This window comes from Paeniroseomonas aquatica (genome assembly GCF_030409335.1).
Lineage (GTDB): Bacteria > Pseudomonadota > Alphaproteobacteria > Acetobacterales > Acetobacteraceae > Belnapia > Belnapia aquatica.
The window spans coordinates 1-16113 of sequence record NZ_JAUFPN010000196.1 but is presented as its reverse complement, the minus strand read 5'-3'; the positions used below and the strand labels follow the sequence as shown (position 1 = coordinate 16113).

Sequence of the window (16113 nt, the reverse complement as noted above, 5' to 3'; positions counted from 1 at the left end):
AGCAGGCCGGCTGCCGGGCGCAGCGCCGCCGGCGGCAGCGCCGGATCGCCGATGGCCCCGAGCAGCAAACCCGCGGCCCGGTCGGGCCGGCCGAGCGCCAGTTCCACCTCGGCGAGCTGCATCGCCTGCTCCGGCTGGCCGGCCAGCGCCGCCGCGGCCCGCTCGCTCCAGCCCCGCGCGGCCTCCCGCTCGCCCAGGGCGAGCCAGAGGCGGGCGGCGAGCACCGGGGGGCCGACCAGCCGCGCCGCGCCGAGATCGGCGATCCGCCGCAGGGCGGCCGCATCGCGGTCGGCCAGGGCACGCGCGGCGAGGCGCTGCAGGAGCTCCTCCGGCGTCTCGGCCCAGCCCAGCCGCCCGGCCGCGGCCATGGCCTGGCCGAGATCGCCGGAGGCGAGGGCCAGGCGAAGCCGCAGCAGCGCCGCCGGACGTGCCGCCCCCTCGCCCTCCGGGTCGAGCCGCTCCAGCCGCGCCAGCGCCGCGGCCGGATTGCCGGCATCGCTCTCGGCCTGGGCCAGGGCGGCGACCAGGCGGGGTCCCGCCACGGTCTCGGCGAGCGGGCGCAGCAGCGCCACGGCCAGCTCCGGCCGCCCGCCCGCGCCGAGGCTCCCGGCCAGCTGCGCGGCCGCCTCCGCCAGGTCGCTCCGGCCGCGCAGCCAGTCCCGGGCGCGGAGCAGCGCCGGCTCGGCCTGGCCGGCGGCTGCGAGCAGCTGCAGCTCCAGCCCGACGATGCTGGTGTCCACCCCCTGCGGGCGGCGCTGGGCGAGGGTCCGCAGCACCGCGGCGCCGGCGGCCGGATCCTCCAGTGCCGCCTCCAGCCTGGCGAGGGCGAGGTAGTCCGCCACCTCGGCCGCCCGATGCTCAACCAGTCGGCGCAGGGCCAGCCGCTGGTCCGGCCGCCGTCCGGAGGCGGCATAGAGCTGCGCCAGCTCCCGCAGCCGGCGGTCGTCCGGCGCCAGCGCCTGCAACCGCTCCAGGCTGCGGACCAGCGCCTCGGTCTGGCCGGCACGGCGCTGCAGCTCGGCCAGCGCCGACAGCACCGCGGCGTCGCGTGGCCGCGCCGCCAGCAGCTCCTCCAGCAGGCGCGCGGCGCCCGCGAGGTCGCCGGTGCCGGCGCGCGCCCGCGCGACGGCGGCGATGGTGGCCGAGGACCGGTCGCCCGCCGCCAGCCTCGCCTCGAGGATGGCGAGGGCCTGCCGGGTGTCGCCTGCCTCGAGGTGCATCTGGGCCAGCTCCTGCCCGCGCGGCATGAGGGCGAGGCTTGCCGCCGCCGCGGCGAGGCCGAAGAGGACGATCGGCAGCCGCGTCCGCGACTGCAGGGCAAGCGCCGTCATGTCTCGGGCACGATCCTGGTCAGGTCGAAGGTGGCGACGTAAGGCAGGAAGCCGTTGGCCCGCTGCGTGGCATAGAGCCGCGCGCAGCCCTCCCGGTCCTCGGGATCCCAGTAGTCGAGGGAGAACAGCCGCAGCTGGCGGTCGCGCCGCTGCGCCGCGCGCATCTGCTCCACCTGCCAGGCGTAGCCGTCCGGCGGCATCAGGCGGTAGGTGCCGGCGGCGGCGTCGAAGGTGGCCCGCACGGATTCGCCGAGCAGCATGTCGAACTGCCCGGCGATGCGCGGCAGCACGGCATAGCCGCGGTTGAGCATCAGCGGCACGCGCGGGAAGCGCCGGCGCACGGCGCGCACCAGCTCGGCGGCGCCCTCGGTCATGCCGGCGAAGCGGGCGGGGTCGCGGCGCTCCAGCGCCTCGGCATTGTCCAGCGTGTCGAAGAACAGCCCGCCGAAGCCGCGCGCCAGGATGCCGGGCACTAGCTCCTCCACCACCCGCTCGCGCCAGCGCGGCGCGCGCAGGTCGAGCAGCCGCGCCTCCGGCCAATTCGGGTTGGGCTCCAGCAGCAGCCCCTCGCGCTGCAGCGCCGGGGCATAGTCCCGGCCGCCATGCACCTCGCCGAGGCTGAGATAGCCGAGCAGCAGGCCGCCGGGGGCGCAGCTGGCCTGGAGGTCGGCGGCGATAGCGCTGTCGAGGACCGCGATGTCGTAGTGCGCGATCGCCGCCTGCCCGGCGCTGCCGTAGTACACCAGCAGGCGCGGGTCCCGCCGGCCCGCCCGCGCCGCCGCCGGGCCGGCGGTCGCGGCCAGCAGGGCGGCCCGAGCCCAGGCGAGGCTGCCGAGCAACGGGCGTCGCCCGCGGGCCGAGACCGGACGTGCGGCGGATGCCTGGGTCACGACCGCCCTGCCCCGCTGCCCGGCGCCAGCAGGCCGGGATTGGCGCGCAGGTACTGCGCCACCTGGCTGGACCAGGAGGCCCGATCCGGAGCGGCCGTCGCCGCGGGCCCCGAGCCGGAGCCGGCCGCGGTATCCGCCGTGGTGGGCCCGGGTGCAGCCTCGCCTTCCGGGCTGCGGCGCCCCGCTTCTGTCGTTGTCATGGCTCAGATCCCGCGCAGTGGTGTGCCGACCATGCCGCGCCGCCGCGCGGCACGGCCGTCTCAGGCAAAGAGGAAGTCATTCGCCACCAGGCTCGCCTTCGAGAGGTTCAGCAGGGTCACGCTGTCCGCGGCATCGAGGGTGATGACGGTGCTGGTGCCCGATTGCACCGTGCGCGCCATGACCGCATCGAAGCTGGTGAGACCGTAGCCGAGCAGCCGCAGCGCATCGTGGAAGAAGCCGCCGGCGGCAAAATCGGTGACGATGTCGTGGCCGCTGCCGGCCCGCATCAGGAAGGTATCGGCGCCGGAGCCGCCGGTGAGCCGGTCGTTGCCGGCACCGCCCTCGAGCACGTCGTTGCCGCCATTGCCCAGCAGGGTATCCCCGGCCGCGGTGCCGAGGAGCGTATCCGCCCGGCTGCTGCCGACGAGGGTCGGCGCCGACCCGGGCCCCGGGTTCCCGGCCCGGTCGGTGACCGTCGCGGTCATGCTGTGGACCGTATCGAACAGCAGGGTCAGGACCGACCAGTTCCCGGTCGCTGATGCCGTCGCCCGGCCGAGCAGGAGCGACCCGTCGTAGACGGCCACCGTGCTGCCGGCCTCCGCCGTCCCGGCGACCTGCAGGGTGGCGACGGAGGTGATCGCGGCCGCGGCCGGGGGGGTGGCGTCATAGGTCACGAGCTTGGCCGCGAGCGGACCACCGTTTCCGGCGGCATCCAGGACGCGCGCCTGGAGGGTCCAGCTGGCGGCATGGGCCGTGGGGTCCTGCACCGACCAGCCGGTTCCCACCGGGGTGACCGCGGTCCAGGCCGCCCCACCGTCGAAGGAGAGCTGCAGGGATTCACCGGTGGCGAGACCCGACGACAGCGTGCCGGAGACCGTGCGTCCGGCGCTGCCGTCATTGGTCAGGAAGTCGCCCGCGGTGCCGCTGTCCTTGGTCATGGACGCGATGCGGACGGTCTTGGTCGGCGGCGTCACGTCGTAGGTCACCGCCTGCGCGGCCAGCGGGCCGGCATTGCCGGCGAGGTCGACGACCCGGGCCTGGATGCTCCAGCTGGCGGCATGCGCCAGCGGGTCCACCGCGCTCCAGCCGGTGCCGCCGACCGCGGCGTTCACCCAGCTGCCGCCCCCGTTGAAGGAAAGCTGCAGTGCCTCGTCCGCCGCGAGCGCGATCGAGAGCGAGCCGGTGACGGTCCGTCCGGCGGCCCCGTCATTGGTGATCCAGTCCCCGGCGATGCCGCTGTCCCGGGTCATGCCGAGGACCCTCACCGTCTCGGTCGGGGCGGTCCTGTCGTAGGTCACGGCCTGGCTGACGACGGGACCGACATTGGCCGCGGCATCGGTGACGCGGGCCTGGATGGTCCAATTCGCGGCATGCGCCAGCGGGTCCACCGCGCTCCAGCCGGTACCGCTCACGGCCGCGGCGGTCCAGTTCGTCCCGCCGTCGAAGGAGAGCTGCAGCGTCTCGCCGACGGCAAGGCCGCCGGAGAGCGTGCCGCTGACCGTGCGTCCGGCGGCGCCGTCGTTGGTGATCCAATCCCCGGCCAGGCCGCTGTCCCGGGTCATGGCGGCGATGCCCACGACCTGTGCCGGCGCCGCCGTGTCGAAGGTCACCGCCTGGCTGGCGAGGGGGCCGGCATTGCCCGCCAGATCCTGCACCCGGGCCTGGATGCTCCAGCTTCCGGCATGCACGCCTGGATCGACCGCCGACCAGCCCGTCCCGGCGGCGGTGGCCCTGGTCCAGCTGGCCCCGCCGTCGAAGGAGAGTTGCAGCGTCTCATCAGGGGCCAGCGCCGCCGACAGCGTGCCGGTGACCGACCGCAGGGCGCTGCCGTCGTTGGTGACGAAGTCGCCCGCCGTGCCGCTGTCCCGGGTCATGGCCGCGATGCGGACGGTCGTGGCCGGTGCGTCGGCATCGTAGGTGACCGCCCGGCTGACGACCGGCCCGGCATTGCCGGCGAGATCCACGAGGCGGGCCTGGATGGTCCAGTTCGCGGCATGCGCCAGCGGGTCGGTCACGCTCCAGGCGGTGCCGTCCACGGTCGCGCCGATCCAGCTCGCGCCGCCGTTGACGGAGATCTGCAGCGCCTCATCGGCGGCCAGCGGCGTGGGGAGCGTGCCGCTCACGGTCCGCCCGGCCGTGCCGTCGTTGGTGATCCAGTCGCCGGCCGTGCCGCTGTCCTGGGTCATGGCGAGGAAGGCCGCGGTGCCGGCCGGTGCCGCCGTGTCCAGCACATAGGGCTGCGACCAGGTCGCCGAGGCGAGGCCGAAGAGGCTTTCCACCCGCGCCTGCAGGACCCCGCCGCCGGCCGGCAGCACGCCCGCCAGCGAGAAGCTGGTGCCGCCGACGGCTGCCGTCGCCGCCGACCAGCTTGCGCCGCCGTCGAGCGAGACCTTCACGACATCGCCGGCCGCCAGCGCGACGTCGATCGTGCCGGTGAGGGTCTGCGCCGCGACATTGGTGATGAAGTCCTGGGCATCGGCGCCGCTGTCGGTCGAGAGGCTGAGGCCGGTCACCGTCCCCGCCGGCGGCACCGGGTCGAGCAGCTGCACCGAGACGTCGTGCCGGCCGATGGCGCCGAGGTCGAGCGTCAGGATCTCGCCGGCCAGCCCACGCGTCGCCGCGCCGCTGACCAGGACATACTTGTTGCCGGGCGCGGCGAGATCGATGGCGACCGAGCCCTCGCCGTAGACGGAGAAGGCGATGTTGCGGCCGTCGCCGGTAACCGAGAGCAGCTGCGCCCGCATCGGCAGGGCGGTGATGTGGGTGACGTCGTCCGCGACCGGGCCGAGGTCCACGGTGAAGCTGCCCCCCGTGGCCGGCAGGAAGACGCTGTCGGTGTCGTAGGCGTACCAGCCGGCGACCGATTTGATACTGGTGCCGGGGTCCAGGTCGACCGCCATGGCGCCGAGCGAACCGCTCGCGCTCACGGTCACCTGCATGGTGTCGGCATCCACCAGGCTGGTGGCGAGGGAGGCGGCCTGGTAAGCGGCGATGCGCTGCGCCAGGTCGGCCAGGGTCACGAACTCCGAGCCTGCGTCATAGGCGAACTTGATGAAGTCCGTGAACATCTGCTCGGTGTAGGTCTGGCTGGGCTCGTTCAGGAAGTTGGTGGGGCCATAATCGTGCCAGGGCCAGACCACCACCGGCAGGTCGGCATGCGAGACCACGTCCTGCCATTCGGCCTTCCAGGCGATGAGCGCCTGCGCCGCCGTCAGCTGCTTGAAGCCGACCAGGGAGAAGTCGGAGGAGATGTTCGGCGCGATGTAGACGCCGCCGGTACCGGTCGGTGCCAGGCTGCCGAAGGCGCCGGGATAGCCGGCGCCGACCGCGGTATTGCCGCCGGTCAGGTAGGAGTAATACTGCATCACCGCCTCGGACACCGGCAGCTTCTCGGGCGCCCCGGGGATGGCGGCGCCGAGGACCTGGATGCCGAGGTTCTGCTCGATGATCGCCTTGGACTGCTGGAACTCGGCCTGCAGCTGGGCGGCGGTCAGGAGGTTGGTGTCCTCCGGATGGGTGATCGAATGCGAGCCGATCTCGTTGCCCATGGCCAGGAGCTGCAGGTAGTAGGGTTTCGAGACGGCCCAGTCCGTGCCGGTGCCGTTCGTGCTGTCGCCGACGTCGATGTAGTAGGAGCCGACGAAGTCGTAGGCGGCCTTCCAGGCATCGAGCAGGGGCAGCAGCTTGTCGTAGATCCCCGGGCCGGTCGCGGGCTTCACCTCGTCCGGCTGCATCGCCTCATCCATGTCGCTGCGCGAGGCGACGATGACGGCCTGGCGGCTCATCTGCAGCTTCGCCCCCGGCACCGCCGGGTCCTGCGCCGACCAGTCGATGGCATGCGCCAGCATGTTGTTGTCGGCCAGCATGCCCTCGGTGGCGAAATGCACGTTCCGGCCGCCGGTCACGGTGGCGATGACCGCCGGATGGGAGACCGCATCGATGGTCTGGACGGCGAGGACGGCAGCATCAGCCGTGACCGGTGTGAACCACTGCGTGCCGATGCCCAGGGTGGCGGTGGCGGGCTTGATATAGTCGCGGATCACCTCGCCTTCGGCATAGCCGGCCATGACCGGGTTGGCCGTGGCTGCGGCGGTCACCGCGACCTCATTGAAATTGCCGCCGCCGACCCGGTCCAGGCCGAGCAGCATCTTCATGCTGGCGTAGGAATTGCCGGCCAATGCCCCGCCGTTCTCGTCGTTGGTCATGAAGTTGCCGGCGGTGACCAGGCCGGTGCCGTATTGGTAGACGACGGTGTCCAGGTTGGCCCGGATGGCGGCCAGCTTCGCCAGCGGCACGTTGGCGAAGGAGGGAAAGACCAGCGTGTCGTAGTTGACGAGCTTGGCGAGGTCGGTGAGGTCGTCCTCGGTCAGGAGGTCGAAGGGAATCCCGGCCATCCGCGCCTGGTTCTGCGCCGCCATGAAGAGATCGGCATAGGCGGTCGCATCGAAGAACCTGGCGGCGGTCGTCGTGGAATAGACGATGCCGATGCGGTGGCCCGCCTCGGTGCGGGCCGGCAGGACCGCGGGGTCCACGATCGTGAGGGGCGGCAGCGTATAGTCGCCCGGGAGGAAGGTGGTGTCGTTGACGTCGGCATAGAGGGCGGTGCTCGCCGGCGCCGAGGTCAGGTTGAGCAGCGCCAGGGGGACCCGGAACTCCGCCGCCGTCCCATCCGCCGAATAGGCGAATTCGGTGATCGCGCCGACCAGGGTCTGGCCGGAGGCACCCGTGAAGAGCGAAGGGGCCGCCATGCCCTGCGCATCCGGGACGAAGTTGATATTGAAGTCGGCCCCGGCGCCGAGCCAGTCGAAAATCGGGTAGCCCGTGGCCGTGCTGCCATCGGCGTTGAGCCAGAGCGTGGTGTTGACCCCGATGGGCAGGGTGCTCTCGAGCCGGAACACGAAGGCGTCGCCCTCGATCGTGCCGTAGAGGGCATAGCCGTCCGGGCTGGCGCCCGGGCGGTCGAGCCGCGTGGCGGCGCTCCATTCGCCGGGATCGCGTCGACCGTTGATGACAATGCTCATGTAGCCCTCGTCTCGGCAGCGGAAGGTCAGGCTGTACTCAACAATGAGACTCTTCTCACGCCACGTTTTTGCGATTTAACAATAATTCTGTTAAACGATTGATACGCAGGGCGCCATGTGCCGCTGCCCTGCCGGGCGTGGGCGGGGGTGGCCCTGGGCGTCGCTTTCGCGGGGATCGACGCGCTGGAACGGACCGCAGGCTATGCCACAGGGGATGCGGCGCAGCCTTGGCGGTCACCTGCCGCCCTGCGCCGGGATCGACGCCCTGGCGTCGGTGCAGGGGTCGCAGCAGACGCCCTTCTGGCGTTTAGCGGGACCCGTCAATTTTCCAAGGTGCGGACCTGGACGGAGCCGCGACGCGCAGGCGGTGCGGCTCAGGCCGGTCCGGCGCCCATTTCTGGCGCCGGCGTCGAACTCGACCTCGTCAAGGCCCTGGCGGTGACCCGTAGCCCCGCCTCCAGGCTCTTCGTCGCCCGCACGCCGAGCATGGCGGTCGCCTTGCCGGGATGGCCCAGCGATGCCCGGATGTCGCCGGCCCGCGCCTGGCCGAAGCTCATGGCAAGCGGCCTGCCGTCGAGCCGTGCCAGGGTCCGCGCAAGGTCCAGGATCGAGGTCGCCCGGCCGGTGCAGACATTCAGGACCACCGCCTGCGGCGCCTCCTGCAGGACCGCCATGCCGGCCAGCAGGTGGCGGACCACATCCTCGACGTAGACGAAATCCCGGGTCTGCTGCCCGTCCCCGTGCAGGGTCAGCGGCAGGCCCGCCGCGATCCGCGCCGCGAAGATCGAGATGACGCCCGAATAGGGTGAGGCCGGGTCCTGCCGGGGGCCGAAAACATTGAAGAACCGGCAGCCCAGCGTTGGCACGCCGTGCACGCCGAAGGCGACTCGGGCATGCAGCTCGGAGCCGAGCTTGTCGGCGCCATAGGCGGTGCTGGGCCTGGGGACCGCCCGCTCGTCGATCATGACCTCGCCCTGGTCGCCGTAGATGGCGGCCGATGACGCAAAGACGACCGGGATGGCGCCCGCGGCACGCGCGCCGTCCAGCACGGCCACAGTGCCGCCCAGATTGGTGCGGTGGGTGCCGATCCAGTCCTGGTTGGAGCGTGCGACGCTGGCGATGGCGGCCAGGTGGAAGACGCCATCGGCACCCTCGAAAGCCCGTCGCACCAGGGCGGCATCCGCGACGTCGCCGACCAGCAGTTCGGCCCGCGCGTCGAGGTTCTCGCGGTGGCCTGTCGAGAGATCGTCGAGGACCCGCACGGCATGGCCCTGCGCCAGCAGCATGTCGACCAGATGCGATCCGATGAAGCCGGCACCGCCGGTGACGACGTAGAGGGACATGGGTGTGGACTCCGTGATGAAGGAGGTGGCTCGCCGCGCCTAGGCCTGTCGCCGGCGCGGCCTGCGACGCGGGCCCGGCGGCTTTCCCGGGCTCATTCCACCGTCACGCTCTTGGCCAGGTTGCGCGGCTGGTCCACGTCGGTGCCCCGCAGCACCGCCACGTGATAGGCGAGCAGCTGCACCGCGATGGCGTAGAGGATCGGCGTCGAGATCTCCGCCACCTGCGGCAGCTCGATCACCCGCTCGGCAAAGCGGCTGAGCGGGGCCACGCCCTCGGCATCGGTGAAGGCGAGTATCCGCCCGCCGCGCGCCGCGGCCTCCTGCAGGTTGCTCGCGGTCTTCTCGAACAGCGGGCCAGAGGGGCACAGCGCGATCACCGGGACCAGGGAGTCGATCAGCGCGATGGGCCCGTGCTTCATCTCGCCGGCGGCATAGCCCTCGGCGTGGATGTAGCTGATCTCCTTCAGCTTCAGCGCCCCCTCCAACGCGATGGGATAGAGGCTGCCGCGCCCGAGGAAGAGCACGTCGCGCGCCTCGGCGACCACCGCCGCCAGTTCGCGGACCTGCGCATCCTTCTCCAGCACCTGCGCGGCCTGGCCGGGGATTTCCAGCAACGCCTGGGTCAGCCTTCCCTCGTCCAGCGTCGAGAGTTCGCGCCGGGCACGACCGAAGCCGATGGCGAGGCAGGCGAGCACCGCGAGCTGGGCGGTGAAGGCCTTGGTCGAGGCGACGCCGATCTCGGGCCCGGCGACCGTCAGCAGCGCGCCATGGCTCTCCCGCGCCATGGAGGATTCCGGCACGTTGACCACCGACAGCACCCGCTGCCCGCCTTCCCTCAGCAGCTTCAGCGCCGCCATGGTGTCCGCGGTCTCGCCCGACTGGGAGACGAGGATGGCGGCGCCGCCCTCCGCCAGGGGCGGGTTGCGGTAGCGGAATTCGGAGGCGACGTCGGCATGGACCGGCAGTCGCGCCAGCTGCTCGATCCAGTACCGCCCGACGGACCCCGCGAGGAAGGCGCTCCCACAGGCCGAGACGGTCAGCCCGGAGACCTTCGCCGGGTCGAAGGGCAGCCGCGGCAGGCGCACCTCCAGCGTCTTCGGGTCGAGGTACTGCCGCAGCGTGTCGCCGAGCACCGCGGGATGCTCGTGCAGCTCCTTCTCCATGAAGTGCCGGTAGTTGCCGCGGCCGACCACGGCCCCCGAGACCGCGGTGACCACGACCTGGCGCTCGACCGCATTGTCCCGCAGGTCGAAGAAGGCAACGCCGTCGCCGTCCAGCACCGCCCAGTCGCCTTCCTCGAGGTAGGCGATGCGGCGGGTCAGCGGGGCGAGGGCCAGGGCGTCGGAGCCGACGAACATCTCGCCCTCGCCGCAGCCGACCGCCAGCGGCGCGCCTTGCCGGGCGGCCATCAGCAGCTGCGGATAGCCGCTGAAGATGGCGGCCAGCGCGAAGGCGCCCTGCACCCGCTTGAGGGCGGCGGAGAAAGCCGCCCTGGGGTCCAGCCCGTTCGCCAACAGGTCATCGAGCAGGCGGACGAAGGTCTCGGTATCCGTCTCGGTTTCGAAGACGGCGCCCCTGCCTTCGAGTTCGCCGCGCAGCTCGGCATGGTTCTCGATGATGCCGTTGTGCACGACGCTGACCCGCCGCGTGCTGTGCGGATGGGCGTTGCGCTCGGTGGGCGCGCCATGGGTCGCCCATCGGGTATGGCCGATGCCGGTGGTGCCGGCCAGCGGCTCTCGCTCCAGCACCGCGACCAGATTGCCGAGCTTGCCTTCGGCGCGGCGACGGTCGACGTCGCCGTCGACCAGGGTGGCGATGCCCGCGCTGTCATAGCCGCGGTATTCCAGGCGCCGCAGCGCCTCCAGCAGCAACGGCGCCGCCTTCGCCTTGCCCACGACCCCAACGATGCCGCACATCAGGCTGAACCCCTTCGAAGAACCAGATCAACTCAGAGACCGTCTGTCTTGCGGCCGCCGGAGCCGCCCGTCGCCGATGCGCCCAGGGACGGGGCGCCAAGGCCGGTCCCGGACCGACTTGCGGCCTGCAGCGTGCCAAGCCTCCCGGCTTGGCCGCTGGGCGCTGGCCGCGGCGTTCAGCGTGGCAGGGCTGGGCGGGCCAATTGACGCAGCGGGACTGCAGACAACAGGACTGCGGCACCGGCCTGATATCCATGTTTTGCGACAAATCTCTTTTTTTGTGGTTACCAAGCGAGGCACCCGTTCGCAACGACTGGATCGGTGCTTTATCGACACGTTGACGTGTTGCAATGAACCTCGGATCTTGCAGCGGGACGGGGCTTTGCCGCCGGGCCTCCCCCGCCCTGCCCTGTCGGCGCTCCTGCTCGAGCCATCCTCGGCGGCATCCATCGTCCGTCGTGGTAAGGCCGGCGGTGCGATCTGAACGCGGTGCCACCAGTGGCTCTGCTGCGCGTGAGAGTAGGTTCGCCGGCCATCACCGATGTCGCATCCTGCATGATGCCGGATGGTTGGCCTTCGCAGGTCCGGCCCTTCTGGCGCGGGCGTCAGCCGCTGCCGCCAACCTTGAGGAATTCGGCGAAGTCGTCTGCCGTCATCGGCTTGCCGAAGAGGTAGCCCTGCACCTCCATGCAGCCTTCCGAGGCCAGCAGATCAGCCTGCTCCTGACTCTCGACGCCTTCGGCGTTCGAGCGGATGCCGAGGGTGCGCGACATGCCCACCACCGCACGGACGATGGCCTCGGCATCGATGTTCTCGCCCAGGTGCCGCACGAAGCTGCGGTCGATCTTGATCTTGTCGAAGCGGAACTTCTGGAGGTAGCCGAGGCTCGAGTAGCCGGTGCCGAAATCATCCATCGCGATCTTCACGCCGAGCGAGCGCAGCCGCTCCAGCATGACCAGCGTCTCGACCGTGTCGGACAGCAGCACGCCCTCGGTGATCTCGAGCTCGAGCCGGCCGGGATGCAGCCCGGATGTCGCCAGCGCTGCCGCCACCGATTCATAGAGGCCCGGCAGGCGGAACTGCACCGCCGAGACATTGACCGCGACCCGGAGGTGACCGGGCCAGGTCACCGCCTGGCGGCAGGCCTCCTGCAGCGCCCAATTGCCGATCTGCGCGATCAGCCCGACTTCCTCGGCCAGGCCGATGAAGCTGTCGGGGGAGACATTGCCGTAGCCCGGTCGTTGCCAGCGCAGCAGCGCCTCGGCCCCGGTGACGCGCTTGGTCTTGAGGTCCAGCTGCGGCTGGTAGGCCAGGCGGAACTGCCCTTCGCTGAGCGCCTTGCGCAGGTCGGCCTCGAGCGCCCGGCGCTCCATCAGCTTGCGGTTCATCTCCGGCGAAAAGAAGCTCCACCGTCCGCGGCCGCTTTCCTTTGCTTGGTAGAGCGCCAAGTCGGCGTCCTTCAGCATCTGCAGCGGGTCTGCCGACCGGCCGTTGCCGAGGCCGGCGACGGCAATGCCGATGCTGACGCCGACCGAGGCATGCGGCCCGTCCAGGTCGATCGGCCGCTCGATGGCTTCGACGATCCGCTGTGCCAGCGCCTGCACCTCGGCAATGCCGTTCACCTGCGGCTGGATGATGGCGAACTCGTCGCCACCCAGCCGGGCCACGGTGTCGCTCTCGCGCACGCAGGCGCCGAGGCGGCGGGCGACCGTGCGGAGCAGCATGTCGCCAGCCGCATGGCCGAGCGTGTCGTTCACCTCCTTGAAGCGGTCGAGGTCGAGGCAGAGCACCGCGACCTGCTGCCGGCTGCGACGGGTCTGGCCCAGCGCATGACGCAGCCGGTCGCTGAAGATGCCGCGGTTCGGCAAGCCGGTGAGCAGGTCATGCGCCGCCAGATAGGCGGCACGGTCGAGCGCCTGGCGGAGCATCCGCAGCGGCGCGACGCGCAACGCGCCGAAGACCAGCAGCCCGAACAGCGTCGAGATCCCGCCGACCGCGAGGGTGGCGAGCATCTCGGGCCGCACCGACCGGGCCGCCTCGGCCTCGCCCAGCAGCCGGCCACCGTCCACCACCGGCGCGCGCCGCGCCATCACCGGCCAGGCCAGGCCCTCCGGTGGCCCGGCTTCCATCACCATGCGGCCGGTCGAGTCGAGGACGCGCCGCCGGATGGCGGGGCCGCTGGCACCGGCCGAGACCTGCAGGGCGTCGAACTCCCAGAAAGCGGGGTTCTGCCGCGTCATCTCGACCACCTCGGCCGCGTGCAGCGCCGCGCCGGTTTCCAGCGAACCCTGCAGCCGTCCGTGCACGGCGAAGGCATAGGCGGCCGGCAGGGCCAGGGCGATGGCAAGCGCAGCGAGGCCCGCCAGGACCGTGACCATCAGCGCGACCCCGGCTTCGGGCGTCGACATCCAGCCCGGCGCACGCAGCGCCAGCGCGCCGCGGAGCCTCGATAGGCGGGAGATCGCAAGACCGGCGCTGAGCAAGGAGACACCCCGTGCGGCAGGGTCGCGCCGCCGCCCCGGTTTAGGCCGGCGAACGTAAACGGACTGCCAATGCCGCTGGGGCGCGGCCTCCCCGGCCGCCGTTGGAAACGGAAAATTCGGCATTGTCCGTCAGAGAGGGGCGCGGATAACGGGCGAATCCCCATTCATGGCGACCACCGGCCTGCGTGCAGGCGCCACCCGAAGGCAGTTTGGCCTGCGCCTCGGCGGCCTCGCCGCCGCGACCCTTCCGGGCCTCGCGGCGGCGGCGGAAACCTCGCGGCGTGACCTGCTGATCCTCGCCCGGGCCCTCGGCTTCATGGAGCGTCCGCCAACCGGCACGGCGGAACTCGGCATCGCCTACCCCGGCGGCTCCGCGGCAGCGCGGGCCGAGGCGGAACGGGTGGCGGAGGCCTTCGGGAGCGAGGGGCTGCGGGCCGGCCCGCTGCTGCTGCATCCGCGCCTCGTCGCCGCCGAAAGCCTGGCCCAGCCGAGCTTCGCCGCGCTTTTCCTGATCGATGCCGCCCTGCCGCTGGCGTCCCGGGTCGCCGAGGCCCTGCTCGGCCGCGGCATCGCCACCGTCTGCACCGATCCGACAACGGTCGAGCGCGGCACCGTCGTCATGGCGGTGCGCAGCGAACCGCGAGTCGAGATCGTCGTCAGCCGCGCCGCCGCGCAACGCGCCGGCGTCAGCTTTTCCTCCGCCTTCCGCATGATGATCCAGGAGCGCTGACGTGCCCCATCCCGCCACCGCCACCCGAGACGACCGGACCCCGACCATGCCCAAGCCAGTGCCCGCCCCCCTTGCAGCTCCTCGCCTGCGGCGGGCCGCGGCGGTGGTCGCCCTGGCCGCATGGGCCATGCCGGCGGCCTCCCAGGGCCTCGACCTCGGCGCGCTCGAGCAGATCTTCGGCGAGCCGGTCACCACCAGCGCGACCGGCAAACCGCAGCGCTCCTCGGACGTCCCGGTGGCGATGGACATCATCACCGCCGAGCAGATCCGCCGCTCGGGCGCGCGCGACCTCCCCGAGGTGCTGGCGCGCTACACCTCGCTCGACGTGCAGCGGTTCAACGCCGCCGACTACGCGGTCGGCGTGCGCGGCTTCGCCACCCCGGCGACGCCGCGGGTGCTGGTGCTGCTGAACGGGCGGCAGGTCTACCTCGACGACTTCGGCGAGACGGTCTGGTCCACCCTGCCGGTGCAGCTGACCGAGATCCGGCAGATCGAGGTCGTGCGGGGTCCGAACAGCGCACTCTTCGGCTTCAACGCCGCCGCCGGCGTGATCAACATCGTCACTTTCAGCCCGCTGCATGACCGGGTGAACACCGCGAGCGTCCGCCTCGGCAGCCATGGCTACCGCGAGGCGAGCGGCGTCGCCACCGTCCCGGTCGGCGCCCGGGGCGGGATCCGCCTCTCCGCCGGGCTGCGCCAGGAACACGACTGGAACCACGGCTTCAACACGGTCGACCAGTTGTTCGGTGGCCGGGCCGACCCGCGACGGGCGAACATCGCCTTCGACGGCCAGGCCCGCGTGACGGACAGCATCGCGGTCGGGTTCGACGCCAGCTACTCCCAGGTCCGCGCCGGCGAGCTGATGACCTTCGGTGCCGTCGCCCAGGTGGACCGCTCGATCTGGAGCCTGCGCGGCCGGATCGCCGCCGAGACGTCGCACGGGCTGGTCGAAGCCGCGCTGTACCGCAATGCGGAAACCGCCGAGATCCCGGCCATCCGTCAGCACGCCGAACAGTCGGTCACCGTGCTGCAGCTCAGCGACACCATGAAGCTCGGTGCCGACCACACGCTGCGCCCCTTCGCCGAGTACCGCTACACCGAGGGGCAGCGTGGCCCGACCGGACTCGATTTCAGCGTCGGCGCCGCCGGGCTGATGTGGAACTGGGCGATCAGCAGCCAGGTCGAGACGACGGCGGCGCTGCGCTATGACCATCTCTGGCTCGGCGCCTCGAATTATGGCCTGCTGCCCGACCTCTTCCCGGCCTCCGCCTATCGCCGGGACTGGGGCACCCTCGCCTGGAACCTCGGCCTGGTCTGGAAGCCGAGCACGCTGGATGCCGCACGCCTTTCCGTGGCGCGGGGCATCAGCACCCCTTCGCTCTCGCAACTCGGCCCGCCGGGCGTCGTCGGGTCGCCGGTCGGGCTCGGCTTCAGCGGCTCGCCGCTGCTGAAGCCGACCATCGTCGACAACTACGAGATCGGCTACCGCCGCCGCGTCGGGCTGATCGACGGCACCATCGACGCCGCCGCCTTCTATCAGGTCAATCACGACTTCAACAGCGGGCTCGCGGTCGGCGCGCCGGCCTTCGTGCCCGGGGTACCCTTCCCGGTCAGCGCGGCGATGAACATCGGCAGCGCGCACGCCTATGGGGCCGAGGCGTCTGCCACCAGCCGCCTCGGGCACGGCGTCGATGCCGACCTGCGCTACCGGCTGGTGGTGACCGACACGGACCTCATCCCGACCCCGCTCGAGTACAAGCATGCCTCGCCGCGGCACCTGCTCACCAGCCGTCTCGGCTGGGCAGGCGGGCCGTGGGAGGCCGACCTTTTCGGGCGGTACTCCACCACGATGCAGGGCTTCCGCTTCACCGAGCGGGGCTATGTCCCGGTGCGGGTGGATGATGTGCTGAGCATCGCGGCGCGCGTCGCCCACCGGTTCCAGAATGGGTTCATCCTGGCGCTCGAGGCCTCGGACATCGTGCAGCAGCGTCAGCGGCAAGGCATCGGGCTCGAGGCGGAGCGGCGCGTGTATCTTTCGCTGCGCGCCAATTTTTGAGCCGCGGCTGCCGGTCACGGTCAGGCGATGCGCGCCCGTCCCCGGGGCGACCGGATCCGGTTCACTGCGTCGGACGCTCCGGGCCGCAGGTCACCACCGCAGACCGCCTAGTGTCCTGACTCTGAAGTTCCCAGGCAGTTGC

At 71.7% G+C, this 16113-nt stretch carries 9 protein-coding genes; 2 read left to right on the top strand and 7 right to left on the bottom strand.

The genetic code is table 11. From position 1 onward, the window contains the following. The 7 genes from QWZ14_RS25105 to QWZ14_RS25075 form a co-directional block, all read right to left on the bottom strand. The coding region (locus tag QWZ14_RS25105; RefSeq protein WP_290319730.1) for a tetratricopeptide repeat protein at window positions 1-1331 on the bottom strand (1331 nt) is incomplete at its 3' end. Next, window positions 1328-2221, bottom strand: a complete 894-nt coding sequence (locus tag QWZ14_RS25100; RefSeq protein ID WP_290319729.1) for an endo alpha-1,4 polygalactosaminidase — start codon at window positions 2219-2221, stop codon at window positions 1328-1330. The genes QWZ14_RS25100 and QWZ14_RS25105, both read right to left, overlap by 4 nt. Next, on the bottom strand, window positions 2218-2421 hold the full coding sequence (locus tag QWZ14_RS25095; protein ID WP_290319728.1) for a hypothetical protein: 204 nt from the start codon (window positions 2419-2421) through the stop codon (window positions 2218-2220). Before QWZ14_RS25095 ends, QWZ14_RS25100 begins: the two co-directional genes overlap by 4 nt. A gap of 60 nt (window positions 2422-2481) precedes the next feature. After that, window positions 2482-7443, bottom strand: a complete 4962-nt coding sequence (locus QWZ14_RS25090; protein ID WP_290319727.1) for an Ig-like domain-containing protein — start codon at window positions 7441-7443, stop codon at window positions 2482-2484. Between the two features lie 374 nt (window positions 7444-7817). Beyond that, on the bottom strand, window positions 7818-8786 hold the full coding sequence (locus tag QWZ14_RS25085) for an NAD-dependent epimerase/dehydratase family protein (RefSeq protein ID WP_290319726.1): 969 nt from the start codon (window positions 8784-8786) through the stop codon (window positions 7818-7820). Window positions 8787-8878: 92 nt separating this feature from the next. Next, window positions 8879-10702, bottom strand: a complete 1824-nt coding sequence (glmS, locus tag QWZ14_RS25080) for a glutamine--fructose-6-phosphate transaminase (isomerizing) (protein ID WP_290319725.1) — start codon at window positions 10700-10702, stop codon at window positions 8879-8881. Between the two features lie 605 nt (window positions 10703-11307). Next, window positions 11308-13110: a putative bifunctional diguanylate cyclase/phosphodiesterase gene (locus QWZ14_RS25075; RefSeq protein ID WP_290319724.1), complete on the bottom strand. Its 1803-nt coding sequence runs from the start codon at window positions 13108-13110 to the stop codon at window positions 11308-11310. Between the two features lie 241 nt (window positions 13111-13351). On the opposite strand from QWZ14_RS25075, the gene QWZ14_RS25070 reads away from it, so the two are divergent. Next, the gene (locus tag QWZ14_RS25070; RefSeq protein WP_290319723.1) at window positions 13352-13915 is read left to right on the top strand and encodes a YfiR/HmsC family protein; all 564 of its coding nucleotides are present in this window, start codon (window positions 13352-13354) and stop codon (window positions 13913-13915) included. 1 nt (window position 13916) lies between these two features. Continuing rightward, window positions 13917-15971, top strand: a complete 2055-nt coding sequence (locus QWZ14_RS25065) for a TonB-dependent receptor plug domain-containing protein (protein WP_290319721.1) — start codon at window positions 13917-13919, stop codon at window positions 15969-15971. Window positions 15972-16113 lie beyond the last annotated feature (142 nt).

Coding starts and splice junctions, on each gene's coding strand:
- QWZ14_RS25095 (WP_290319728.1), bottom strand. CDS start 2,421: ATGACAACGACAGAAGCGGGGCGCCGCAGCCCGGAAGGCGAGGCTGCA.
- QWZ14_RS25090 (WP_290319727.1), bottom strand. CDS start 7,443: ATGAGCATTGTCATCAACGGTCGACGCGATCCCGGCGAATGGAGCGCC.
- QWZ14_RS25085 (WP_290319726.1), bottom strand. CDS start 8,786: ATGTCCCTCTACGTCGTCACCGGCGGTGCCGGCTTCATCGGATCGCAT.
- glmS (WP_290319725.1), bottom strand. CDS start 10,702: ATGTGCGGCATCGTTGGGGTCGTGGGCAAGGCGAAGGCGGCGCCGTTG.
- QWZ14_RS25075 (WP_290319724.1), bottom strand. CDS start 13,110: ATGTCGACGCCCGAAGCCGGGGTCGCGCTGATGGTCACGGTCCTGGCG.
- QWZ14_RS25070 (WP_290319723.1), top strand. CDS start 13,352: ATGGCGACCACCGGCCTGCGTGCAGGCGCCACCCGAAGGCAGTTTGGC.